Raw genomic sequence first — 24,183 nt, forward strand, 5'->3', positions numbered from 1 at the left:
CGACTACTCCACCCGAGCATCAGCGTCGATGCGACACGAGCCAGTTTTGTACCAATCGATCCATAAGGAGAGACGAACCGTGCCCTTGGCCGTCTTCGTGCTCGGGCTCAGCATCTTCGCCCTCGGCACCTCGGAGTTCATGATCACCGGCCTGCTCCCCGGGATGGCGGCCGACCTCGGCGTCAGCATCCCCGACGCCGGCCTGCTCATCTCGGCGTTCGCCGTCGGCATGGTGGTCGGCGCGCCGCTGCTGGCCGTCGGCACGCTCAAGCTGCCCCGCCGCACGACCCTGCTCGCGCTGCTGGTGGTGTTCGCCGGCTCGCACGTCGGCGGCGCACTCGCCCCGGGTTACGCCCTGCTCTTCGCGACCCGCATCGTGAGTGCCCTGGCCTGCGCCGGGTTCTGGGCCGTCGCCGCTTCGACCACCGTTTCGCTCGTGCCCGCGGCGCGCCGCGGCCGCGCGCTCGCGGTGCTGGTCGGCGGCCTGACCCTGGCGAACATCGCGGGCGTCCCCGCCGGCACCTTCCTCGGCCAGCACGCCGGCTGGCGCACCGCGTTCTGGGCGGTGGCCGCGCTGACCGTGGTGGCCGTCGTCGGCGTGCTCGCGTTCGTGCCGCGCACCGTCTCGGACTCCTCGGCCCTGCGGGTGCGGACCGAACTGCGGGTCTTCCGCAACGGACGGGTCTGGCTGGCGCTGGGCGTGATCGCGCTGACGCAGGCCATGGTCTTCGCGACGTTCAGCTACCTCGCGCCGTTGCTCACGACAACCGACGGCCTGCCGTCCTCGTGGGTCCCGCTCGTGCTCGTGCTCTTCGGCACAGGCGCGGTGATCGGCATCCTCGCCGGCGGCAAGCTCGCCGACGCCCGTCCGTTCTCGACGCTGTACGGCAGCCTGGGGCTGGCCGTCGCCGCGCTGATCGCCCTCGCGGTCACTTCGGACACCGTCGTCGCCGTGGTCGCAGTCCTCGTGCTCGGCGCCGCCGCGTTCGCGGCCAACCCGGCCCTCAACGTCCGGGCGTACTCGGTCGCGGGCGGATCGTCCACATTGGTCGGCGCCAGCACCACGTCGGGCTTCAACGTCGGCAACACCGCGGGTCCGTGGGTCGGCGGTGTCGCGATCAACGCGGGTCTCGGCTTCCCGAGCGTCGCATGGGTGAGCGTGGGGCTCGGCGGGCTGGCGCTGGCCGCCCTCACGTTCGCCCTGCGCCTGCAGCGTTCCGACGACGCCCGCGCTCCCCGCTCGGCGCTCTCCTCCAAGGAGCCGGTAACCCAGCCGGCCGCGCAGTGAAACGGCGAACGGCTCCCGCGAAAACTTCGCGGGAGCCGTTCGCCGTAAGGGAAAGAGCTCAGATGCCGAGCGCGTGCACGCCGCCGTCGACCATGATCATCGAGCCGGTGGTGGCCGGCAGCCAGTCCGACAGCGCGACGCAGACGGTCTTGGCCGTCGGGTCCGGGTCGGAGCTGTCCCAGCCGAGCGGGGCGCGCTCGTTCCAGCCGTCTTCGAGCTCGTTGAAGCCCGGGATCGACTTCGCGGCCATCGTCTTCATCGGGCCGGCGCTGACCAGGTTCACGCGGATGCCGCGCGGGCCGAGGTCCCGCGCGAGGTAGCGGTTCACCGACTCCAGCGCCGCCTTCGCGACGCCCATCCAGTTGTAGGCCGGCCACGCCACGCGCGCGTCGAAGTCCATGCCGACGATCGACGAGCCCCGCGAGAGCAGCGGCAGCGTCGCCACCGCCAGCGACTTGAACGAGAACGCCGACACGTCCACGGCGATCTTCACGTCGTCGCTCGGCGCGTCCAGGAACGGCGCGCCCAGGCAGGTCTGCGGTGCGAAGCCGATGGAGTGCAGCACGCCGTCGAGGCCGTCGACGTGCTCGCGCACGCGGTCGGCCAGCGAGTCCAGGTGCTCCTGGTCGGTCACGTCGAGCTCGAGTACCGGCGCCGGCTTCGGGAGGCGCTTGGCGATCGTCTTGACCAGCGAGAGCCGGCCGAAGCCGGTGAGCACGACCTCAGCGCCCTCCTGCTGCGCGATCTTGGCCGCGTGGAACGCGAGCGAGGCGTCGGTGATGACACCGGTGATCAGCAGCCGCTTGCCTTCGAGCAGTCCGGGCAACGGGTTCCTCCAGGTCTTGTGGTGGTCGCGGAAGAGTCGGGGAACGTCAGTGGCCGAGGCCGAGGCCACCGTCGACCGGCAGCACCGCGCCGTTGACGTAGGCGGCGTCGTCGGAGGCGAGGTAGCGCACGGCCGCGGCGATCTCGGCCGGCTCGGCGTAGCGGCCGGTGGGCACGTTGGCGAGGATCTCCTTCTTGCGGTCCTCGCCGAGCGCTTCGGTCATGTCGGTGCGGACGAAGCCGGGGGCGATCACGTTGGACGTGATGTTGCGCGAGCCGAGCTCCCGTGCGAGCGAGCGCGAGAAGCCGACGAGACCGGCCTTCGACGCGGCGTAGTTCGCCTGGCCCGCCGAGCCCGAGAGGCCGACGACCGACGAGATGAAGATGAACCGGCCCCAGCGGGCGCGCAGCATGCCGCGCGACGCGCGCTTGGCGACCCGGAACGCGCCGGTGAGGTTCGCGTTCACCACTCGCTCGAACTGCTCCTCGCTCATGCGCATCAGGAGTGTGTCGTCGGTGAGCCCGGCGTTGGACACGAGCACCTCGACGGGGCCCTGGTGCTCCTCGACCAGCTTGAACGCGGCGTCGATCTGCTCGGCGTCCGTGACGTCCGCTTCGACCCCGAACAGCCCTTCCGGCGCGCCGGAGCCGCGGTGGGTGACGGCCACCTGGTGGCCCTGCTCGGCGAGGTCCCGGGCGATCGCCAGACCGATACCCCGGTTGCCGCCGGTGACCAAGACCGACCGTCCCACTGCATGTCTCCCTCTGCTCGGTGTCCCTGTCGCGTTCGTGCCGAGACGAGGCTATCGGCCGCGCGCGGCGTCGCCGCACCCGGCGCCACCTCCGCGTCCGGGCCGGGCGCGGAAGTCCAGAGCGGAGGTTAGGGCGCGGCGCGGCGGTCCGTTTGCGCAGACCAGAGGGTTCCTACAAACGGGGGGAAGGCCGGGCGTGCGATCCGCACAAAACGTGATCAGGATCGCCGGTCCCCCGGCCCTTCGAGACGGTCGCAACTCACCTAAGGCCAGGTAAGGAACAGCGCCGCGACCTTGCCGCGGGAGTACTCCGGTGGTCACCGTGAGTCGCGACACAGGAGGTCAAGGATGACTACCCGGATCCCCACCCCGGTGACCCGCGAGGGCGAGCGCCGAGTCGTCGGCAACGTGCTGCGCGGCTCGATCGGCAATCTCGTCGAGTGGTACGACTGGTACGCCTACTCGGCGTTCACGATCTACTTCGCCAAAGCGTTCTTCCCCGGCGGCGACGCGACGGCCCAGTTCCTCAACACCGCGGCCGTGTTCGCCGTGGGGTTCCTGATGCGCCCACTGGGCGGCTGGATGCTCGGGCGCTTCGCCGACCGGTTCGGGCGCCGCAGCGCGCTCGTGCTCTCGGTTTCGATGATGGCGTTCGGCTCGCTGCTCATCGCGGCGACGCCGGGCTACGCGTCCATCGGCGTCGCGGCGCCGATCCTCCTCGTGCTCGCGCGACTGCTGCAGGGTCTTTCGGTGGGCGGCGAGTACTCGACGTCGGCGACGTATCTGTCCGAAGTGGCCACACCCGGCAAGCGCGGTTTCTACTCCAGCTTCCAGTACGTGACGCTCGTCGGCGGACAGCTGCTCGCGCTCGGGCTGCAGCTGATCCTGCAGAGCGTGCTCACCGAGGCGCAGATGGGCGACTGGGGCTGGCGCATCGCGTTCGTGGTCGGCGCCGTCGCGGCGGTGGTCGTGATGGCGCTGCGGCGCAGCATGGACGAGTCGGCCAGCTACGAGCGCGTCGCCGCCCAGGAGAGTTCTGCACAGTCCGGCTCGGGCAAGCAGGCCGGCGAACGCGGCACACTGCGCACGCTCGTGAAGTACCCGAGGGAGATCGCGCTCGTCGTCGGCCTCACGCTCGGCGGCACGGTCGCCTTCTACACATACGCCACCTACACGCAGAAGTTCCTCGAGAACACCGCCGGCATCCCGCGCCGCACGGTCACGTGGATCCTCTTCATCGCCTTGCTGATCTTCGCGCTCCTGCAGCCGGTGGCCGGACGGCTGTCGGACCGGATCGGCCGGCGGAAGCTGCTGATGTTCTTCGGCATCGCGGGCACCGTGCTCACCGTCCCGATCATGACGACCATGGCGCACACGAAGCAGCCGGTGCTCGCCTTCCTGTTGCTGCTCGGGGCGCTCGTGATCGTCACGGGTTACACGTCCATCAACGCGATCGTGAAGGCCGAGCTGTTCCCCACGCGGATCCGCGCGCTCGGTGTCGGCCTGCCGTACGCGCTGACGGTGGCGATCTTCGGCGGCACGGCCGAGCTCATCGCCCAGGCGCTGAAGAAGGCGGGGCACGAATCGCTGTTCTTCTGGTACGTCGCGGGCTGCATCCTCGTCTCGCTCATCGTGTACGGGACAATGCGCGAAACGTCGCGTTCGTCCGCCCTGGAGCGTGACGAAGACTGAGCGGGAGGACGGCCGTGCGCGTGCTGCTCGTGGAGGACGACACCGGGGTCGCCGGTGCGCTCGCCGAGACGCTGCACGCGCGCGGCCACGCCGTGACCAGCGTCGGCCGCGGTGCCGACGCGCTGCACCGGCACCGTGAGGCCGATCTGCTGCTGCTCGACCTCGGCCTGCCCGACCTCGACGGGCTCGACGTGCTGCGCAAGATCCGCCAGGTCTCCGCCGTGCCCGTGATCGTGCTGACCGCCCGCGGCGACGAACGGTCCGTCGTCCGCGGGCTGCGCCTGGGCGCGGACGACTACCTCACGAAACCCGTGCGGCTGGCCGAACTGCTCGCGCGGATGGACGCCGTCGTGCGCCGGGCGGGCGTGCGCGACACCCCGGCCGACGACGCCGTGGTGCGGCTCGAAGACGTCGAGATCGACCTCGGCGGGCGCCGCGTCCTGGTGGCGGGCCGGGACATCGGGCTGACGACGAAGGAGTTCGCGGTGCTGGCCGTGCTCGCCGCGCGGCCGGGCACCGCCGTGAGCCGCCAGCAGCTGATGGACGAGGTGTGGGGCGACGCGTACCTCGCCATCTCGCGATCGCTCGACGTCCACATGACACAGCTGCGCGCCAAGCTCGACCGGCCGGGCCTGCTCACGACGATCCGCGGCTTCGGCTACCGGCTGGGCCGGGGCTGAGCGGTGCGCACCCGCCTGCTCGTCGTGCTGGTCGCGCTCGCGCTGCTTGTGGTGGCCGCGTTCGCTGTGCCGCTGCTGGCGAGCACAGCGGAGCAGCGCACGCAGCAGCTGGTGATCTCCCGCAGCAACGACGTCGACCGGTTCGGCGTGCTGGCTCAGCAGGCGGTCGACGCGCACGACCCGGCGGCACTCGACGCGGAGGCCGAGCGGTACTCGGAGCTCTACGGCGAGGCCGTGGTGGTGGTCGACGCGCAGCGCACCCCGCTGGTGCAGACAGGTGGGCTCACGGCCGCGGCGCCGGAGGTGCGCGCGCTCGTGGAGGCGACCATGCGCAACGAGCCCGCCCAGCACGTCGAGCGGCTGAGCCCGTGGTCAGTCGGGCCGGTGCTGTTCGCGCGCCCGGTGGGGTCCGGCACGCGGGTGGCCGGTGTGGTGGTGCTGCGCGCCTCCGTGGCCGCGGCGGCCGCCGATGTCGCCGCCCGCTGGAGCGCGATCGCCGCCGGGGCACTGCTCGTGGCAGCCGTGTTCGTACTGCTGGCGGTGCTGCTCGCGCGGTGGATGGTGCGGCCGCTCGTCGAGCTGGAGACGGGCGTGCTGGCCGTCGCGGGCGGCCACCGCGCGCAGGTGCCGGAGAGCTCCGGGCCGCGAGAGCTGCGGTCGCTCGCGGCTTCGGTGAACCGCATGTCCGACGCCGTGGCCGAGGCCGCCGACCAGCAGCACCGGCTCGTCGCGGACACCTCCCACCAGCTGCGCAACCCGATGGCCGCGCTGCGGCTGCGCGTCGACTCACTCGCCTCGGCCGAGGCCGGCCGGCCGGCGTACCGGGCGATCGTCGCGGAGGTCGAACGCCTCGAACGCATCCTCGACGGCCTGCTCGCCCTCGCCACCGCGGAGTCCACCGCCACCCGCATCGCCGCCGGCTCGGACGACGAACCCGCCGACCTCGCCGCCGTGATCGCCGAACGCGTCGACGCCTGGCGTCCCGCCGCCGACGACGCCGGCGCCACCCTGCTCCCCTGCCCCGGCCACGACGAACCCGTGCTCGTGCACACCCCCGAGGGTGAGCTCGCGCAGATCCTCGACGTGCTGCTCGACAACGCCGTCCACCACGCCGGCCGCGGCGCCACCATCTCGGCCGTGTGGGAGACGTCGCCGGGCGCCGCCACCCTCGTCGTCACCGACGACGGCCCCGGCCTGCCACCCGCCGACCTCGCCCGCGCGACGGACCGCTTCTGGCGGGCCGGCGGTGACGGCGCGCCCCGCGGCACGGGCCTCGGCCTCGCCATCGCGCGCGAGCAGACCCGCGCCCGCGGCGGCACGCTCGAACTGCACGCCAACGAGCCGCACGGGTTGCAGGTCCGCGTGGCACTGCCGGCGGTGACGCCGTGACGATCACACGCCGCACCGCGTTGCTCGGCGGGCTCGGCCTCGCGCTGGCCGGGTGCGCGCCCGCCTACCGCGGCCCCGAACGGTCCGTCACGATCGCCGCCGGGGAGCAAGGCGGGTTCTACCTGGCGTTCGCGGAGGTGCTGGCGGCCGAGGTGAGCCGGGCGGAGCCGCGGTTGCACTGCGCGGCCGTGGCGACCGAGGCGAGCGTCGTGAACGTCGAGCGCGTGCGCGACGGCGGGGCCGACCTCGGTCTGGTGCTCGCGGACGTCGCGCAGTCGGCGCTCGCGGGCCAGGCGCCGTTTCCCGCGCCGGTGCCGTTGCGGGCACTGGGCCGGGTGTACGAGAACTACCTGCAGCTCGTGGTGCGCGCGGACGATCGTCTCGCGCAGCTGCGGGACCTGGCGGGACGGCCGGTGTCCGTCGGCGCGGGCGGGTCGGGCGCCGCGCAGCTGGGCGAGCGCGTGTTCGCCGCGGCCGGTGTGTCGGTGGTGGCGCGGCACCTGCCGCTGGCGGACGCCATCGCCGCGCTGGCGAGCCATCGCATCGACGCGCTTCTGTGGTCGGGCGGCCTCCCCACCCCGGCGCTCGCCGAGCTCAACCGCACGACACCACTCGCGTTGTTGCCGCTCGCGTCGGTGATCCCCGCGTTGCGGGCGCAGCACGGGCCGGTCTACGAACAGGTCCAGGTGCCCGCCGGCGCGTACGCGGGCGTCGGGGCGCCGGCGACGATCGGCGTGGCGAACCTGCTCGTCTGCGCCCCGCGGCTGCCCTCGGACGTCGCCGCGGCGGTGGTGCGGGTGCTCGCCGGGCGCGCGGCCGATCTGGTGCCGGCGCAGGCCGTCGGGACGCAGTTCCTCGACGTGCGCACGCTCATCGGCACCCAGCCCGTGCCGCTGCACCCCGGGGCCGCCGACACCTACCGGGCACTCCACGGCTGATCGGCGCTCGCTAGATTGGTTGCGTGACCCCACCGCGCCGACCGCTGGTCGAGATGCCCTTGCGCGTGCGCTACCACGAGTGCGACGGCCAGGGGATCGTCTTCAACGCCCACTACCTCGCGTACGTGGACATGGCCTCTTTCGAGGTCGAGAAGGCGCTGTTCGGCTCGCACGAAGCGTTCCTGGCCACGGGGATCGACGTGGTGGTCGCGGAGTCGAACCTGCGCTACCGCGCGCCGTGCCGCTACGACGACGACCTCGTGGTGTCGGTGTTCCTCACACACCTCGGGACCACGTCGATGGTCTACGAGTCGGAGATCCGCCGCGGCGGCAAGCTCACCACCGAGGCGAAGATCCGCTACGTGTTCATCGACCCCGTCACCCTGCGCAAGACCGAGCCGCCCGTCGCCGTGCGCGACGTCTACGCGGCCCACCTGCCCGCACCCACCGCTCCCTGACGTTCCTGAGGTCCGGCCATGTTCCGCGTGCTCTTCTACCACCCCGAGATCCCGCCGAACACCGGCAACGCGATCCGCCTCGCCGCCAACACCGGCTGCGAGCTGCACCTGGTCGAGCCGCTGGGGTTCACGCTCGAGGACAAGCAGCTGCGCCGCGCCGGGCTCGACTACCACGACCTCGCGCGCGTCCGCGTGCACGCCGATCTCGCCGCCGCGTGGCGAGCGCTGTTGCCGGCCAAGGTCTACGCGTTCAGCGCCAAGGCCACGCGCCTCTACACCGACGTGGCCTACGAACCCGGCGACGTGCTGCTGTTCGGCCCCGAGTCCGCCGGCCTGCCCGACGACGTGCAGCAGGCGACCGAGATCACCGACCGGGTGCGGCTGCCGATGGTGCCCACGAGCCGCTCGCTCAACCTGGCCAACACCGCGGCCATCACGATCTACGAAGCCTGGCGGCAGAACGGTTTCGGCCTGCCGCCATGCTGAGTCGCCGAAATTCGCAGCTCGCTACGGGAGTCTCTGGCCGATCAGCAACGCGGCGGCCGCCCCGATCATCAGCACCAGGGTGCCGATCACGACCCACGGCTTGCTCGCGTCGGCGTTCTTGAGCTCGTAGCCGATCTGCTCGCCGAGGTCGGCGTAGACCTTCTTCAGCTCGTCGGCGCTGGCCGCCTTGTAGAAGTCTCCGCCGGACAGCCGCGCGATCTCCTTCAAGGAGTCGTCGTCCACCCGCACGTCCTGCGGCTTGCCCTCGATGTCGACCGAACCGTGCGTGGTGCCGAACGAGATCGACGAGATCGGCATCTGCGCCTGCTTCGCGGCCTGCGCCGCGGTGTACGCGCCGCGCGGGGCGTAGAGATCCTCCGGCACGGTCTGCTTGCCGTCGCTCATCAGCACGATGCGCGCGGGCGGCGGACCGTCGGCGCCGCCGACCACGGCCGAGAAGCTCTCGATCGACTGCATGGCCGCGAAAATGCCTTCACCGGTGGCCGTCGACTGCGCGAGCTTCAGGTTGTCGATCGCCTTCACCACGCCGGCGCGGTCGGTGGTCGGGTTGACCAGGACGGTCGCGGTGCCGGCGAAGGAGATCAGCCCGAGGTTCACGCCCGGGGTCATGTTCTCGGCGAACTGCTTGGCCGCGTCCTGCGCCGCCTTCAGCCGGTTGGGCGCGACGTCGGTGGCCTCCATCGACAGCGACACGTCGATCACCAGCACCACGGTGGCCCGGTTGCGCGGCACCTTCTGCTCCGCCGTCGGCCCGGCCAGCGCCACGGTGAGCACGAGCAGCGACAACACGATCAGCACCGCCGGCAGGTGCCTGATCCAGCCCTGCGTCTTCGGCGCGACCTTGTCGAGCAGCTCCAGGTTCGCGAACCGCATCACGCGCTTGCGCCGCGCCCGCTGGGCCAGCACGTATGCGACGGCCACGGCCGCCACCACGATCAGCAGCAGGAACCACCACGGTGAAGTGAAGCCGCCGAGGCTCATGCGACACCACCCGACCAGCGGCGCTTGCGCGCGACCACGAACCGCACCATGTCGGCGATCCAGTCGGAGTCGGTGCGCAGCACCAGGTGCGCCGCACCCGCGCGGCGCAGCCCGGCCGCGACGTCCTGCCGGTGGGCATGCGCCGCGGCGCCGAACTCCTTGCGCAGCAAGGCGGAAGCGTGCACTTCGCGCTGTTTCCCTGTCTCCGGGTCGGCCAGGACGACGGTGCCCACGTCGGGCAGGTCCACGTCGCGCGGGTCGAGGACTTCGATGGCGATGAGCTCGTGATGCCCGCCGAGCGCGCGCAGCGGCCGCTGCCAGTCGATGGGTCCCAGGAAGTCCGAGATCACCACGCCCAGGCCGCGCCGGCGGGGCGGACGGCGAAGCTGCTCCAGCGCGTCGGCGAGATCGCCGCGGACGCCCTCGGGCGCCCGCGGGGTCTCGGCCAGCCGCCGGATCAGGCCGCGCGCGTGGGCGAGCCCACCGCGCGCGGGGATGCGGTTCACGCCCTGGCCGTTGGACACCAGCGCGCCGATGCGGTTGCCGCCCCCACCGGTGAGGTGGGCGACGGCTGCCGTCGCGCACACCACCAGGTCGCGTTTCTCGCACAGCGCCGTGCCGAAGTCGAGGCTCGCGGACATGTCCGCGACCACCCACGTCTCCAGCTCGCGGTCGGCGACCGTCTCGCGGATGTGCGGCGTGGTCGTGCGGGCCGTGACGGCCCAGTCCATCCGCCGCACGTCGTCGCCCGGCTGGTACGGCCGCGCCTCACCCGGCTCTGAGCCGGGGCCCGGCACGAGGCCGAGGTGGTTGCCCTGCAGCAGCCCGTCGAGCCGACGGCGGACGTCGAGCTCCAGCGTGCGCAGCCCCGCCTCCAGGCGGTCACCGCGCAGCACCGGGGGCGCCCACCCGGGACGCTGGTCCTTCTGCGCCTTCCCTGCCACGCCGACTACCTGACGGGCGCGCCCGCCGGCACCGGCCCGGTCCCGCCCTGCGGCCGGGCCGAGACCTGCGGCAGGGGCACCGTCTGAAGCACGCGGGTGATGATGTGGTCCACGGGCACGCCGTCGGCCAGCGCGTCGTAGGACAGGACGAGGCGGTGGCGCAGCACGTCGGGCACCACGTCGACGACGTCCTGCGGCAGCACGTAGTCGCGGCCGCGCACGAGCGCGAGCGCGCGGGCGGCGGCGATGATGCCGAGGCTCGCGCGCGGCGACGCGCCGTAGGAAACCCAGCCCGCGACGTCGGCGAGGCCGTGGTCGTTGGGCGTGCGGGTGGTGAGCACGAGGCGCACCACGTAGTCGACCAGCGCGTGGTGGACGAACACCTGCGACGCGACGCCCTGCAGGCGCACGAGCTCGCTGGGGCTGAGCACCTCGTGGGGCACCGGCGGCGTGACGCCCATCCGGTAGATGATCTCGCGCTCTTCCTCGGCCGTGGGGTACTCGACCACGATCTTGAACAGGAAGCGGTCGCGCTGTGCCTCCGGCAGCGGGTACACGCCCTCGTTCTCGATGGGGTTCTGCGTGGCGAGCACGAGGAACGGGTCGGGCATCGGGAAGGTCTGGCCGCCGATCGACACGTGCCGTTCGGCCATCACCTCCAGCATCGCCGACTGCACCTTCGCGGGCGCGCGGTTGATCTCGTCGGCGAGGACGAAGTTGGCTACGACCGGGCCCAGCTCCACGTCGAAGCGCTCGGCGCCCTGGCGGTAGATGCGCGTGCCGAGGATGTCGGCCGGCACGAGGTCGGGCGTGAACTGCACCCGGGAGAACGAGCCGCCGACCACCCGCGCGAAGGTCTCCACGGCCAGCGTCTTCGCGACACCGGGCACGCCTTCCAGCAGCAGGTGCCCCTTCGCCAGCAGCCCGACGAGCACGCGCTCCACCAGCCGGTCCTGGCCGACGATGATGCGCTTGACCTCGAACACGGTGCGTTCCAGCAACTGGGCGTCCCGCGCCGGCGTGCCGGGCTGCTGCCCGTTCCCGCCCTCGGCGTAGCCGGGCTCGGTCACTCTGCCTCCTGTGGTTCTGCTTCCTCCGGGCTCGCCCGCGACCGTACTGCTTCCCGGTGGTCGTAGTCCGCGCGGCACGCTGGCCCGTCACGGTAGCCAAGCGCATCAGCGGTGTGACAGCTGTGAAGACAGTGTCAGCGGCTTCGGCACAGGTCGCGCGGCGTGTCGTGATCGTCGCTTTTGACCGGTTCGGCTTGCGGTCCGGGGCACCCGCGGCTCCTCCCCTGCCGCATCGACGAGGGCAGCGCCGTCGCGGTCGGCGCGATCAGCCGGTCCACAGTGGACGCTTGGCCGGGCCCCGACGGCTTCCACTCGCGATCAGCTCCGGTTTGTCCACACCGGACAGTCGCCGGGCGACACCGCCGCCGAGCACGTTCGCGGCGTACGTTACCGCTAGCGTCGTCCCATGACCGACCCCTTGCTGGCCGCCTACGACGCCGAAGTCCGCACCGCCGAGCTGACCACCGCGGAACCGGGCACGACCCTCGACCGCGACGCCCCCGTCACCCGCATCCTCGGCTCCCGGCGTGGTTTCGTGGTGGGCCCGCCGGACCTCGGCGTGACCGGCCCTTCGCTGGACGCGCTCATTGACCGGCAGGTCCGCTTCTTCGCCTCACGCGGTGAAGCTTTCGAATGGAAAACCCGCGCGTACGACCGCCCCGCCGATCTGCCCGACCGCTTGATCGCCGCCGGTTTCGCGCCGGAGGAAACCGAAACGGTCCTCATCGCCCCCGTCGCCGTGATTTCCCCCTCGGCCCCGCCCTCGGCCGATGTCACCATCCGCGAAGCCACCGGCGAGGCCGACCTGCGCCGCATCGCCCACCTCAGCGCCACCGTCTTCGGCAGCGACGAGGCTGCCGTCGCCCGCGACCTCCTCGCGCGCGCCCGCGAAGACAACGAGGGCACAACGGTCCACGTCGTCGCCGAATCCGCCGGCCGCGTCGTCTCAGCGGCCCGCCTGGAACTCGTCGGCGGCACCACCTTCGCCGGCCTCTGGGGCGGCGCCACCCTGCCGGACTTCCGGGGCCGCGGCCTCTACCGCGCGCTCGTCGCCCACCGCGCCGCCACCGCCCACACCCGCGGCGCGCGCTACCTCCAGGTCGACGCCCTCCCGCCGAGCCGCCCGATCCTCCAGCGCCTCGGCTTCACCGCCGTGACCACGACCACGCCGTATGTCTGGACCCCGGCTTAGGCCGGCCCACCTCGGCCTCGACCTCGGCGAGCCAGCCGAGGTACCAGCGGTCGAACGTCATCCGGCCGTGGTCGTCGGCCTGCGGCCCGATGCCGCCGTCGGAGGCCTCGCCGTCGAACCACAGAGCGCCACGGTCGGGGCCGGTCACCACGAGGAGGTCGTAGTGGCCGCAGCCGCTGTGGCAGAGCGGCAGGGTGCCGTGGGTGTCGGCCTCGTCGCGAGCATCGAGCGACCGGGTCAGCTCCGGCCGGCGCTCCTGCGGGATCTTCGTGAAGTCGGGCCATTCGGCGTGGTGGAAGAGCTCGCGGTGCGGGAACTCCGTCCGCAGGTCCACGCGGTCGCCGCCACGGCGGTCGTCGGCGGCGAACTCCCAGCGGCGACCGGAGCGGCCGAAACCCAGCAGCCCGTAGCCCGGGCCGGCCCCGCCGGCGCCGACCTCGACGAGGAAGTTCCGGTACGGCTCGGGCAACGGCGCGCCGAACTGCTCCTCGACAGCCTCGACGTCGCGTTCAGTCAGCGGCGAGGCCAGCCGGAATCCGTGGGCGCTCGCGCCGAACACCGAGCGCGCGTCCCGCCGCTTCGCCAGCCGCGCCAGCCGGTCGCGGACTCCGTCCCACGTCACGAGGGACGAGCGTAGGACCTCAGCCGATCAACCGGGTCGCATACGGCATGATCCCGCCGTACCGGACCGCCGTCACCCGCACGTACGAGCCGGACTGCGGAGCCTCCACCATCTGCCCGCCGCCGAGGTACAGGGCGACGTGGTGGATGCCGCCCGAGCCGCCCCAGAAGAGCATGTCGCCGCGGCGCATCTGGGAGAGGGGGACGCGGCGGCCGGAGGTGTACTGGTAGCCGCTGTAGTGCGGCAACGACCGGACGCCGGCGAAGGCGTAGATCATCAGTCCGGAGCAGTCGAAGCCGATCTTGCGGTAGTCGCCGTACATGTCGGCGACGCCGCCGTCGTGGATGCCACGGGTGGGGCCGCTGCCGTTGCCGCCGCCCCAGGCGTACGGGCGGCCCAGCTGCGACAGCGCCCGGGCGATCACGGACTCGATCGACGAGCCCGCCGCGGGCGAAGGCCGGCCACCGCCGCCCGACGAGGGACGGCCGCCGCCACCCGAGGAACTCAGCGCCGCCTGGCGGGCGCGTTCCTCGTCCTCGCGCTGCTTCTGCGCCACCCAGTCCTGGTAGCGCTGGCGCTGGCCCTGCAGGCCGGTGACCTTCGACTGCGCCGCGTAGAGCTGCTGCTCCACCGAGCTCTTGCTCGCCTGCAGCTGCTGGTTCTGCGACGCCTGGGACTGCTGCGCCTGCACGGCGTCGGCCTGGGCGGCGTCGGCCCCGCTCTTCGCCTGGCGCGCGGCTTCCTGCTTCTGCTGCGCGACGTCGAGGGCCTTACGTGCGGCGGCGTCCTTGTTGGACTTGTCCGTCTGCGCCTGCTGGAGGCGGTCGAGGGCGTTGAGCCGCGAGCCGCCGATGGAGTCGAGGATCTGGGCGCGGGCCAGCAGGTCCTTGGGGCTGTCGGAGGTCAGGTACGCCGAGATCGAGCCGACCGTGCTGCCCTGCTCGAAGCTGGCCGCCGCGAACTCCTTGAGGTCCTGGCGCGCCTTCTCGATCGCGCCCGCCGCGGCGTCGGCCTGCGTGCGCGCGGACTTCGCGGCGTCCTCGGCCTGGCTCGCGGCGTCCTGCGCCGACTGCAGGTCGACCAGGGCCTTCATGGCCTGTTCCTGCTTCAGCTCGACGTCGTCCTGCAGCGAGCTGAGCTTCTGCTCGGCCTGCGCGAGCTGGTTGGTGAGCTTGCCGACCTCACCGGCCTTCTCGTTGGCCGCGGCCTTCGAGGAGTTCAGCTCCGAGTCGCTCGGGTTGGGCGGGGGCGGCGGCACCGCCAGGCCCGTGCCCGCTGCTCCGAACAGGACCACGAGGGCGAAGGAGCCGACTGTGAGACCACGCCGCAAGACCCGTCCACGCCGGACCACCACGACCAGCCACCTCCCGCTCACCTGCGTCTGCCAGCAGTGATCACACCGCGTGCCACTGCAGTCACACCACTATCACAAGCCTCAGGCGGAACTCACACACCGTAGACACCAATTCCCCTCATCGGGGGACCCCTGACGTTCGGCGTGTCCGAATGGCCCAGCTCACTCCGCGTGCCGTCTTGAAGTTAATACAGGACACGCGTACTGTTTGCGGCGACGACGAGGTGTGCCATCCCGATTCCGGTCCTACGGTGGGGGTGCGCAAGACTCGGACGCGGTCTTCCCGAGGACCGCGAAACACACACCGAACTGACCCGGGGCCCGCACCCGCGACGGCGCGGGTCCCCGCCACTGGAGTTAGACGTGACTGCACCTGCCAGCAAGGACAGCTTCGGCGCCAAAGACACGCTGAAGGTCGGAGACAACTCGTACGAGGTCTTCCGCCTGAACAAGGTCGAGGGCGCCGAGCGCCTGCCCTACAGCCTGAAGATCCTGCTCGAGAACCTGCTGCGCACCGAGGACGGCGCGAACATCACCGCCGACCACATCCGCGCGCTCGGCAGCTGGGATCCCAGCGCCGACCCGTCCATCGAGATCCAGTTCACGCCCGCGCGCGTGATCATGCAGGACTTCACCGGCGTTCCTTGCGTCGTGGACCTCGCCACGATGCGCGAGGCCGTCACCGACCTCGGTGGCGACCCCGACAAGGTGAACCCGCTGGCGCCGGCCGAGCTGGTCATCGACCACTCCGTGATCATCGACGTGTTCGGCCGCGCCGACGCGTTCGAGCGCAACGTCGAGATCGAGTACGAGCGCAACCGCGAGCGCTACCAGTTCCTGCGCTGGGGCCAGGGCGCCTTCGACGAGTTCAAGGTCGTGCCGCCGGGCACCGGCATCGTGCACCAGGTCAACATCGAGCACCTCGCGCGCACGGTCATGGCCCGTAACGGCCAGGCCTACCCCGACTCCTGCGTCGGCACCGACTCGCACACCACGATGGTCAACGGCCTGGGCGTGCTGGGCTGGGGCGTCGGCGGCATCGAGGCCGAGGCCGCCATGCTGGGCCAGCCGGTGTCGATGCTCATCCCGCGCGTGGTCGGCTTCAAGCTGACCGGCGAGATCCCGACCGGCGTGACCGCTACCGACGTGGTGCTCACCATCACCGAGATGCTGCGCAAGCACGGCGTGGTCAGCAAGTTCGTCGAGTTCTACGGCGAGGGCGTCGCCTCGGTGCCGCTGGCCAACCGCGCCACCATCGGCAACATGAGCCCCGAGTTCGGCTCCACCGCCGCGATCTTCCCGATCGACGACGAGACCATGCGCTACCTCAAGCTCACCGGCCGCTCGGCCGAGCAGGTCGCGCTCGTCGAGGCCTACGCCAAGGAGCAGGGCCTCTGGCACGACGCGTCCCACGAGCCGGTCTTCTCCGAGTACATCGAGCTGGACCTGTCGACGGTCGTCCCGTCGATCGCCGGCCCGAAGCGCCCGCAGGACCGCATCGAGCTGTCCGACGCCAAGAACTCGTTCCGCAAGTCGGTGCACGACTACGTGGAGGAGCAGTTCCCGGCGCCGCACACCAAGGTCGACGAGACCATCGAGGAGACCTTCCCCGCGAGCGACCCGGCTTCGCTGTCGTTCGCCGACGAGGACGCCGTGCCGGTGCAGTCGGCTGCCAACGGCGCGTCGGGCCGTCCGACCAAGCCGGTCACGGTCAAGTCGGACGAGCGCGGCGAGTTCGTGCTCGACCACGGCGCCGTGGTGATCGCGTCGATCACCTCGTGCACCAACACCTCGAACCCCTCGGTGATGCTGGGCGCCGCTCTGCTCGCCCGCAACGCGGTGGACAAGGGCCTCGCGGTCAAGCCGTGGGTCAAGACGTCGATGGCGCCGGGCTCGCAGGTCGTCACCGACTACTACAACAAGGCCGGCCTGTGGCCGTACCTGGAGAAGCTGGGCTACCACCTGGTCGGCTACGGCTGCACCACCTGCATCGGCAACTCCGGCCCGCTGTCGGACGAGATCTCGGCCGCGATCCAGGAGAACGACCTCACCGCCGTCTCGGTGCTCTCGGGCAACCGGAACTTCGAAGGCCGCATCAACCCCGACGTGAAGATGAACTACCTCGCGTCGCCGCCGCTGGTCATCGCCTACGCGCTGGCCGGCACGATGGACTTCGACTTCGAGAACCAGCCGCTGGGCCAGGACACCGACGGCAACGACGTCTTCCTGAAGGACATCTGGCCGTCGCCGCAGGAGATCCAGGAGACGATCGACTCCTCGATCACGCAGGAGATGTTCTCCAAGGACTACGCCGACGTGTTCGACGGTGGCGAGCGCTGGAAGGCGCTGCCCACCCCCGAGGGCAAGACCTTCGAGTGGGACACCGAATCCACCTACGTGCGCAAGCCCCCGTACTTCGAGGGCATGCAGGCCGAGCCGGCGCCGGTCACCGACATCTCCGGCGCGCGCGTGCTGGCGAAGCTGGGCGACTCGGTCACCACCGACCACATCTCCCCCGCCGGTGCGATCAAGGCCGACACCCCGGCCGGCCAGTACCTCACCGAGCACGGTATCGACCGGAAGGACTTCAACTCCTACGGTTCGCGCCGCGGCAACCACGAGGTGATGATCCGCGGCACCTTCGCGAACATCCGGCTGCGCAACCAGCTGCTGGACGACGTGCAGGGCGGCTACACCCGCGACTTCACCCAGGACGGCGCGCCGCAGGCGTTCATCTACGACGCGGCCCAGAACTACGCGGCGCAGGGCACCCCACTGGTCGTGCTGGGCGGCAAGGAGTACGGCTCGGGCTCGTCGCGTGACTGGGCGGCCAAGGGCACCTCGCTGCTGGGCGTGCGCGCGGTGATCACCGAGTCGTTCGAGCGCATCCACCGCTCGAACCTCATCGGCATGGGTGTCATCCCGCTGCAGTTCCCGGCCGGCGAGTCGGCCGCGTCGCTGAAGCTGGACGGCACGGAGACGTTCGACATCTCCGGCATCACCAAGCTCAACGACGGTGAGACCCCGCGTACGGTGCACGTCACCGCCACCAAGCAAGACGGCACCAAGGTCGAGTTCGACGCCGACGTCCGCATCGACACCCCGGGCGAGGCCGACTACTACCGCAACGGCGGCATCCTGCAGTACGTGCTGCGCAAGATGACCAACGCCTGATCCACAGGGAACGACGCGCGAAGGCCGCTCCGGAAGCTTCCGGAGCGGCCTTCGCCGTATCACCAGCCGACCGCCGCGGGTCAGCGGACCACGGCACCCGTTTTCGGATCGAGCTTCAGCGGTTTCGCGTTCGGGTGCGAGAAGTCGAACATTCCGGTGAGGGGCGCGGCCAAGGCGTCGAACGAGCCGTCGCCGATGCGGCCGAGGCGCCAGTTGTCCTCGATGAACCGCAGCACCGACGTCTGGTCGGTCATGGTGTGGTCGACGTGGTTCGCCCGGCTGTAGGGCGAGATCACCAGCAGCGGCAGGCGTGGGCCGTAGCCGCAGCGGTCGGCGTAGCCGCCGAGGCGCACCGGGTGCGAGGTGCACACCGACGAGTCCTGCGCGGAGTCGTGCGAGCCGTTCACGATCTTCGAGGGCACGTGGTCGTACCAGCCGTCGGAGTCGTCGTAGGCGAGCACGATCGCGGTGTCGCGCCAGTGCGGCGAGGACTGGATGCGGTTGATCTCCGAGACCACGAACGCCTGCTCGTCGAGCGGGTCGGAGTAGCCGGCGTGACCGTCCTGGTAGGACGGTGCCTTGAGGAAGCTGACCGCGGGCATGGTGCCGGTGCGCAGCGCGTCGTCGAAGTCGCTCACGTCGTACTGGTGGTTGGCCTGGTCGGTCTGGCCCACGGCGTGGAGCGAGCTCGGCGGCAGGTGCTTCGCGTTGGCGGTCGACTCGTAGTACTGGAACGGCTCGTGGTGCGGGCTGTAGTCCACGGCCGCCTGCCCGCCGACGTTCGGGTGCTGGGTGCCGCAGACCGCGTAGCCGCCGGCCGCGCCGGTGGGCTTGAAGCCGCCTTCGAACCAGCCCCACGTGACGTGCTTGGCGTTGAGCAGGTCACCGACGTTGCGGCCCTGGAAGGCGCCCAGGTTGTCGGTCGCGGTGTGGTTCTTGTCGGAACAGTCGTCGAAAGCCGGGTCCGGGTCGGTGATCATCGTGCCGACGCCGTGCTCGTCGGGCGAGGCGGCGGTGTTCGGGTCGACCTTCGGCTCGCCCGTGACCGAGTCCACGGGCTGCAGGCCGTGGGTCTGGCCCGAGATCAGGTTGATCGCGCCAGGGCTGGACGGGCCGAAGACGGCGTCGAACGAGTTGTCGTTGAGCGCGTAGTGCTGCGCGTAGTTCCACATCGCGGTGACGGTGTTGCCGTCGAAGTAGTCCATCACCAGGCCGGGCTCACCGAACAGCACGGGCTGGCCCGTGCACTTGTCCTTCTCGGTGTTCTCGACGAACTTGTCCATCTTCCCGCCGTTGAAGGCGGCCTGTTCCTTGTTGTAGTCGTGGGCCTGGTCGCACGTCAGCGCCTGGTCGGGAGCGAGCCGTTTCGGGTTGTAGGCGTTGGGGTTGTCCGTGAGCAGCTTGTGGTCCAACCCGTTGACCTTCGGCGTGTGCGGTGCCGCGTGGAACGGGGTGCCGTTCTCGTTGGTGGCGTCCGGGTAGGTGCCGAAGTAGTGGTCGAACGAGATGTTCTCGCCGAAGATCACCACCACGTGCTTGATCGGTGACGTGGTCGGGAAACTCGCCGCGTCCACGGCCTTGTCCGGCACCGCCGGCGACGCGGCGCTGCTCGCACACGCCGCCGCCATCAGCACGGCCGTGCCCAGCGCCCCGGCCGCCAGCGCGGTCCTCCTGCTCCTGCCCACGACCTGCCCCTTCCCGCTCATCCCAGCAACGTCCGGCCGTAGTGGTCGGCCGGATCCGTCACGCCGGGGAGCAGGTAGAAGTACCCGCCCCCGAACGGCGAGACGTAGTCCGTGAGCGGCTCGCCTTCGAGCCGCTTCTGCACCGCCTCGAACTGGCTCTCGAGGTCACGCTGGTAGCAGGTGAACACGAGGCCCATGTCGAGGTTGCCGTTGGAGTCCACGCCGCGGTCGTAGTTCACCGCGCGCCGCAGGATCCGCTCGCCGTCGGTCCGCGGCGTGCGCGGGTTGGCGAGGCGGATGTGGCTGGTCAGCGGGATCACCGTGCCGACGGGGTCCTCCGCGTAGCGCGGCACGTCGAGTTCGCCTGCGCCGTCGAGCGGCGCGCCGGTGTCGCGGCGCCGGCCGATCATGTTCTCCTGCTCCGACAGCGATACCCGGTCCCAGAACTCCACGAGCATCCGGATGAGCCGTACGACCTGGTAGCTGCCGCCGTCGTCCGTCCACACCAGACGGTCCAGTTCGGACGGCTGCGGATTGGCGGTGCCGTCCTTGAACCCCAGGAGGTTGCGGGGTGTGCCGGCCGGGCGTGGCGGTGAGGTGAAGCCGTCGATCTTCCAGCGCACCTGCATGCCGCCGCGCGTGGCCCGGGTGAGGTCGCGCAGGGCGTGCAGCACGGTATCGGGCTCGGCCGCGGTGAGGACCAGGCTCAGGTCGCCGTGGCACCACCGCGGGTCGAGGGCGTCGTCGGGGAACACCGGCATCGGCTTGAGCTTCGCGGGCTTGCGGGCGGCGAGGCCGTAGCGGTCGTCGAACAGCGACGAGCCCACGCCCACCAGCACCGCCAGCTCACCCGCCGGCACCTCGGGCCCGAGCACGCCGGAGTCGGCGGGCGGACCGGTGATCCCCAGCGCGGCCGGTGCGCCGCCCGCGGTGAGGAACGCGGCGCGATCGGTCAGCTCGCGCAGCAGGCCGGTCAGCTCCTGCCGGTTCTCCGCCACCACGTCGAACGCCGCGACGATCGAATGCCGCGCCGGCTCGGCCAGTATCGCGGCCTGGCGCGGTCCGTGGAACGGCGCCGGCCCGGTCGCCGACGCGCTCCCGGCAAGGCCCGCGAGCCCCGCTCCGGCTCCGGCGGCCGCGGCCCCGCGCAAGAACGCACGCCGCCCGAGCGTCACGAGATCCTCCTCGGCTCGGCGATCGCCGCGATCGGCGCGAGACGCTCGGTGAGCTCGGCGACGTCGGCGTTGATCTTCTCGCGCCGGGCCTGCGTCAGGTTCGCCAGAGAAGTGCCCTGTGCCGCGTGCAGATCGCGTTCGGTGCGGTCGAGCCACGCGTCGAGGTCCGCCAGCCCCGGGAAGCGGGTGACGAGCAACGGCCGCAGCACGTCGAGCACGGCGCGCGTGCCGGTGATGTTGGCCTGGGCTGTGGCGAGTGTGCTCCCGCTGCCGTAGTCGGTGCGGCCGGTGAGCTCGAACTGCAGCGTGTTTTCCATGATCTCGTGGGCGCGCAGGCCGAGGTCGTTCTGGTCGACCTGCGCGTCGCCGAACGCCGTGCGCAGCTGCCGCACATCCGTGTCGAGCTGCCTGGCCACCGGCTCCAGTGCGGCCGGGTCCTCGTAGTGCCACAAGCCGTTCTCGAGACGGTGGAACCCGGTGAACCCCGGATCCGCCGCACCGCCGGCCAGGCCCGCCGTGGTGCCGTTGACGGCCCCGTCGGCGTCGCCGAAAGCGTCGTAGGCCGCGCCGAGCCGTTCGTAGGTCAGGTGCGCGGTGAGCCAGGCCCGTTCGCTCGCCTCGCGGTCTCCATTGTGGACGGCGTTGTCGAGCGCGGCCGTCTGCCCGGCCAGCGTGGTAAGCCCTTCGGCCACGTAGTGGTGGTACTTCTCGAGCGGTTCCAGCAGGTCGGCGTTGGTCACGGGCACGACCGCGGGCCCCGGCCGCTGCGCGCCGCCGCTCACGCGGACCTCCGGCCCGACGAACGGAGTGCCGTCTTCCGGCGCGCACCGCAGCGCGTACGCGCCGTCGGCCAAGTTCACCGGCAGAGCTCGGGTGGTGCCGGACCCCACGCCCTCCAGCTCGCCGAACACGGTGCCGGTGGCGGGATCGACGACTTCGACCGCCATGGTCACCGCGCCGGTGTTGCGCACCTGCAGCGTCTGCGGGCCCGGCGGCGGCGCCACCCAGCCCGCACCGCACCCGGACCGCGACACGACGATCGGCCCGGCGTCGGCGTCCGGTCCGGCCGCGTCGACGACGACCACCACGACGCCGGCAGCGACCACGACCAGGCCGGCCACCGCCGCCCAGCGCCATCGCCGCACCGGCAACTCCCCTCAGGTGAACTTCTGGCGAACACTTTCACGTATTCGCACACACCTGACAAGAGCTCTGCCCCGTTATGCCCGATTTTGGCGCGCGGTCTGTCCTACGCCGTCACTTTCGCGACAACACGAACACCGGCAACGGCCGCCCGGCCGCGACGCGTTCCATCTCGTAGCCCGGCCAGAACGCGAGCAGCTCGGACCACATCCTGTCGTACTCCGCGCCTTCGAGCTCCCGGGCCTTGACCTCCACGACCCGCGCGCGGATCCCGACTGTCGCTTTGGGATCCGCGCGCAGGTTGTAGGTCCAGGCCGGGTTGTTCGGCCGGCCCCAGTTCGAGCCCGTGAGCACGAAGTCGTCGCCGTGCGGGAAGTACAGCAGATTCGTGCTGCGCGGCAGCCCGCTCTTGCGCCCGGTCGTGGTCAGCCGCAGCGACGGCAGGCCCGCGATGCCGACCAGGCTCACCCGCCCGCCGAAGAAGCGGTGCAGCTTCTGGTCGGTCCAGATGATGCCGCGCGACAGCGTCATCACGAAGGGCCTGGTGCCGAGCTTGCGAGCGAAGGGCTCGAGGGGGTTACGCACGTACAGATCTTGCCAAACTCACCCCGAACCGCTCCTGGGAGTCCGTCCACCAGCGCTCGACGGCGAAACCGGCGGCGGCCAGCTCCGCCTCGACGCCCGTGCGGCGGAACTTCGCGGAGATCTCCGTGCGGATGTGCTCGCCCGCGGCGAAACGCACCTGCAGGTCGGCGCCCGGGATGTCGACGGTGACCTCGTGCCGCGCGCGCAGCCACATCTCGATCCACTCGTCCTCGGCGTTCCAGTGCGAAACGTGCTCGAAGGTGTCGAGGTCGAAGTTCGCCCCCAGCCGGGAGTTGATGACCCGGAGCACGTTGCCGTTGAAGGCGGCGGTGACCCCGGCCGCGTCGTCGTAGGCGCGCTCCAGTGTTTCGCGGTCCTTCACCAGGTCGGTGCCCAGCAGGAGCCACTCGCCCTCGTCGAGCACGTCGCGCACCGAGCGCAGGAACACGGCGCGCTCGTCGGGCAGGAAGTTGCCGATCGTCCCGCCGAGGAACGCCACCACGCGCGGCGAGGTGCCCGGCAGCAGGTTCAGGTGCTGGGTGAAGTCGCCGACGACGCCGCGCACCTCCAGCTTCGGGTAGTCCGCCGCGATCGCTTCGGCGGCTTCGGCCAGCGCCGACTCCGAGACGTCCAGGGGCACGAACGACTCGAGCGTGCCGTGCTCGGTCAACGCGTCGAGCAGCAGCCGCGTCTTCTCGCTGGACCCGGAACCGAGCTCGACGAGCGTGTGCGCGTCGGTGAGCCGAGCGACGTCACCGGCGCGCGCGGCGAGCACCTCACGCTCGCTCCGGGTCGGGTAGTACTCGGGCAGCTCGGTGATCTTCTCGAACAGCTCGCTGCCCTCGGCGTCGTAGAACCACTTGGGCGGCAACCACTTCTGCTCCGCCGCCAGGCCCGCTCGCACGTCCGCGCGAAGCTCGCCCGCGACGTCGCGGCGATGGCTTTCGAGATCCACTTCCGTCATGAGGTGGTGCTCCGATCCAGGGTCAAGGGAAGGAGTTCGACGCCGGCCGCGGTGACGCGCACGGCGTGGTGGTCGGGAACGGGGGTCCAGGCCGGGTCCGGGTCACACGGCTCGGACGCCAGCACCACACCGCCGGTCATGGACCGCACCGACAGCGCGTGCGTCCACGTGGTGCCGATCAGCGTGGTGCCGTCGGTCAGCAGGAAGTTCAGCCGCGAACCCGGGGCCACGGCCTCGACCTCGGCGATCAGGTCGGTGACCGCGGCCAGCGGGTCGGCTCCGTCCCGAAGCCGGGCGCGCAGCAGCGCCCACAGCAGCGCCGCGTCGGTCGGCGCCTCGAGTGTGAGCAGCTCGGTGACGTCGAGGGTCTTCGCCAGCCCGGCCATCGAACCGGGCCAGCCGCGGACCACGCCGTTGTGGCTGAACAGCCACCGCCCGTCGGTGAACGGCGCCGCGGCCGCCTCGGTCACCGGCATCCCGGTGGTGCCGTTGCGGACCGCGGCGACGAACGCCGTGGTCGAGACCGAGGCGGCCAGCGCGGGCAGCGTCTGGTCCGTCCACAGTGGAGACGCGCGCCGGTAGCGCTGCGGCGCGCCTCCGGGCTCGGGGTACCAGCCGAGGCCGAAACCGTCGGCGTTGACCGAGCCGCCGCCGCGCATGTCGAGCGGCGCGTACGACTGCACGAGCAGCGCGTGGGGCGCCGCGAACACGAGCTCGGCGGGCGAGATCGGCGCGCCGAGGTACGCGAGGTGCCGGCACATGCCG

Annotated in this window: 22 protein-coding genes; 9 read left to right on the forward strand and 13 right to left on the reverse strand. The window is 71.4% G+C overall.

Annotated features, from left to right (window positions below):
• The first annotated feature begins 79 nt into the window (after positions 1-79).
• Positions 80-1,288 (forward strand): Cmx/CmrA family chloramphenicol efflux MFS transporter, encoded by a 1,209-nt coding sequence (locus tag K1T34_RS45460; RefSeq protein WP_220240812.1) that lies wholly within the window; start codon positions 80-82, stop codon positions 1,286-1,288.
• A gap of 58 nt (positions 1,289-1,346) precedes the next feature.
• Here K1T34_RS45460 and fabI read toward each other — a convergent pair whose 3' ends face one another.
• On the reverse strand, positions 1,347-2,114 hold the full coding sequence (fabI, locus tag K1T34_RS45465) for an enoyl-ACP reductase FabI (protein WP_220240814.1): 768 nt from the start codon (positions 2,112-2,114) through the stop codon (positions 1,347-1,349).
• A 46-nt stretch (positions 2,115-2,160) separates the two neighbouring features.
• Entirely contained in the window at positions 2,161-2,865 is a 705-nt protein-coding gene (fabG, locus tag K1T34_RS45470) for a beta-ketoacyl-ACP reductase (protein WP_220240816.1), read from the reverse strand.
• Between the two features lie 348 nt (positions 2,866-3,213).
• Between fabG and K1T34_RS45475 the strand changes: the two genes are divergently transcribed.
• The 6 genes from K1T34_RS45475 to K1T34_RS45500 are packed head-to-tail and all read left to right on the forward strand — an operon-like array spanning position 3,214 to position 8,508.
• Positions 3,214-4,557, forward strand: a complete 1,344-nt coding sequence (locus K1T34_RS45475; RefSeq protein ID WP_220240818.1) for an MFS transporter — start codon at positions 3,214-3,216, stop codon at positions 4,555-4,557.
• 14 nt (positions 4,558-4,571) lie between these two features.
• Positions 4,572-5,237: a response regulator transcription factor gene (locus K1T34_RS45480; protein ID WP_220240820.1), complete on the forward strand. Its 666-nt coding sequence runs from the start codon at positions 4,572-4,574 to the stop codon at positions 5,235-5,237.
• Between the two features lie 3 nt (positions 5,238-5,240).
• Positions 5,241-6,626 (forward strand): HAMP domain-containing sensor histidine kinase, encoded by a 1,386-nt coding sequence (locus K1T34_RS45485; RefSeq protein ID WP_220240822.1) that lies wholly within the window; start codon positions 5,241-5,243, stop codon positions 6,624-6,626.
• A complete protein-coding gene (locus K1T34_RS45490; RefSeq protein ID WP_220240824.1) occupies positions 6,623-7,564 on the forward strand; it encodes a TAXI family TRAP transporter solute-binding subunit in 942 nt (313 codons plus the stop codon). The genes K1T34_RS45485 and K1T34_RS45490 overlap by 4 nt, the downstream gene beginning before the upstream one ends.
• A gap of 23 nt (positions 7,565-7,587) precedes the next feature.
• On the forward strand, positions 7,588-8,022 hold the full coding sequence (locus K1T34_RS45495; RefSeq protein ID WP_220240826.1) for a thioesterase family protein: 435 nt from the start codon (positions 7,588-7,590) through the stop codon (positions 8,020-8,022).
• An 18-nt stretch (positions 8,023-8,040) separates the two neighbouring features.
• Positions 8,041-8,508 (forward strand): tRNA (cytidine(34)-2'-O)-methyltransferase, encoded by a 468-nt coding sequence (locus K1T34_RS45500; protein ID WP_220240828.1) that lies wholly within the window; start codon positions 8,041-8,043, stop codon positions 8,506-8,508.
• A 21-nt stretch (positions 8,509-8,529) separates the two neighbouring features.
• Here the strand turns inward: K1T34_RS45500 and K1T34_RS45505 are convergent, their stop codons facing one another.
• Genes K1T34_RS45505 through K1T34_RS45515 form a run of 3 tightly spaced genes read right to left on the reverse strand, consistent with a single transcriptional unit; the run spans position 8,530 to position 11,524 of the window.
• Positions 8,530-9,510, reverse strand: coding sequence for a VWA domain-containing protein (locus tag K1T34_RS45505; protein ID WP_220240830.1), 981 nt, complete (start codon positions 9,508-9,510; stop codon positions 8,530-8,532).
• Positions 9,507-10,454 (reverse strand): DUF58 domain-containing protein, encoded by a 948-nt coding sequence (locus tag K1T34_RS45510; RefSeq protein WP_220240832.1) that lies wholly within the window; start codon positions 10,452-10,454, stop codon positions 9,507-9,509. The genes K1T34_RS45505 and K1T34_RS45510 overlap by 4 nt, the downstream gene beginning before the upstream one ends.
• 5 nt (positions 10,455-10,459) lie before the next feature.
• A complete protein-coding gene (locus K1T34_RS45515; protein ID WP_220240834.1) occupies positions 10,460-11,524 on the reverse strand; it encodes a MoxR family ATPase in 1,065 nt (354 codons plus the stop codon).
• Between the two features lie 406 nt (positions 11,525-11,930).
• Between K1T34_RS45515 and K1T34_RS45520 the strand changes: the two genes are divergently transcribed.
• Entirely contained in the window at positions 11,931-12,716 is a 786-nt protein-coding gene (locus K1T34_RS45520; RefSeq protein WP_220240837.1) for a GNAT family N-acetyltransferase, read from the forward strand.
• On the opposite strand, the gene K1T34_RS45525 is transcribed toward K1T34_RS45520, so the two are convergent.
• Together K1T34_RS45525 and K1T34_RS45530 are read right to left on the reverse strand one after the other, a co-directional pair.
• Entirely contained in the window at positions 12,670-13,338 is a 669-nt protein-coding gene (locus K1T34_RS45525; RefSeq protein WP_220240838.1) for an SMI1/KNR4 family protein, read from the reverse strand. The two genes, K1T34_RS45520 and K1T34_RS45525, sit on opposite strands and share 47 nt — an antisense overlap.
• Positions 13,339-13,357: 19 nt before the next feature.
• The gene (locus K1T34_RS45530; RefSeq protein WP_220247748.1) at positions 13,358-14,689 is read right to left on the reverse strand and encodes an NlpC/P60 family protein; all 1,332 of its coding nucleotides are present in this window, start codon (positions 14,687-14,689) and stop codon (positions 13,358-13,360) included.
• Positions 14,690-15,055: 366 nt separating this feature from the next.
• On the opposite strand from K1T34_RS45530, the gene acnA reads away from it, so the two are divergent.
• The gene (gene acnA, locus K1T34_RS45535; RefSeq protein ID WP_220240840.1) at positions 15,056-17,866 is read left to right on the forward strand and encodes an aconitate hydratase AcnA; all 2,811 of its coding nucleotides are present in this window, start codon (positions 15,056-15,058) and stop codon (positions 17,864-17,866) included.
• Positions 17,867-17,946: 80 nt separating this feature from the next.
• Here the strand turns inward: acnA and K1T34_RS45540 are convergent, their stop codons facing one another.
• The 6 genes from K1T34_RS45540 to egtC form a co-directional block, all read right to left on the reverse strand.
• On the reverse strand, positions 17,947-19,572 hold the full coding sequence (locus K1T34_RS45540) for a phospholipase C (protein ID WP_220240842.1): 1,626 nt from the start codon (positions 19,570-19,572) through the stop codon (positions 17,947-17,949).
• A complete protein-coding gene (locus K1T34_RS45545; protein ID WP_220240844.1) occupies positions 19,569-20,726 on the reverse strand; it encodes a Dyp-type peroxidase in 1,158 nt (385 codons plus the stop codon). Before K1T34_RS45545 ends, K1T34_RS45540 begins: the two co-directional genes overlap by 4 nt.
• Positions 20,723-21,871, reverse strand: coding sequence for an EfeM/EfeO family lipoprotein (locus K1T34_RS45550; RefSeq protein WP_255638039.1), 1,149 nt, complete (start codon positions 21,869-21,871; stop codon positions 20,723-20,725). Before K1T34_RS45550 ends, K1T34_RS45545 begins: the two co-directional genes overlap by 4 nt.
• Positions 21,872-21,983: 112 nt before the next feature.
• The gene (locus K1T34_RS45555) at positions 21,984-22,454 is read right to left on the reverse strand and encodes a nitroreductase family deazaflavin-dependent oxidoreductase (protein ID WP_370643546.1); all 471 of its coding nucleotides are present in this window, start codon (positions 22,452-22,454) and stop codon (positions 21,984-21,986) included.
• Positions 22,447-23,418: an L-histidine N(alpha)-methyltransferase gene (gene egtD, locus K1T34_RS45560; protein WP_220240846.1), complete on the reverse strand. Its 972-nt coding sequence runs from the start codon at positions 23,416-23,418 to the stop codon at positions 22,447-22,449. The genes K1T34_RS45555 and egtD overlap by 8 nt, the downstream gene beginning before the upstream one ends.
• Entirely contained in the window at positions 23,415-24,179 is a 765-nt protein-coding gene (egtC, locus tag K1T34_RS45565) for an ergothioneine biosynthesis protein EgtC (RefSeq protein ID WP_220240848.1), read from the reverse strand. Before egtC ends, egtD begins: the two co-directional genes overlap by 4 nt.
• Between the last annotated feature and the right edge of the window lie 4 nt (positions 24,180-24,183).

This window comes from Amycolatopsis sp. DSM 110486 (assembly GCF_019468465.1).
Lineage (GTDB): Bacteria > Actinomycetota > Actinomycetes > Mycobacteriales > Pseudonocardiaceae > Amycolatopsis.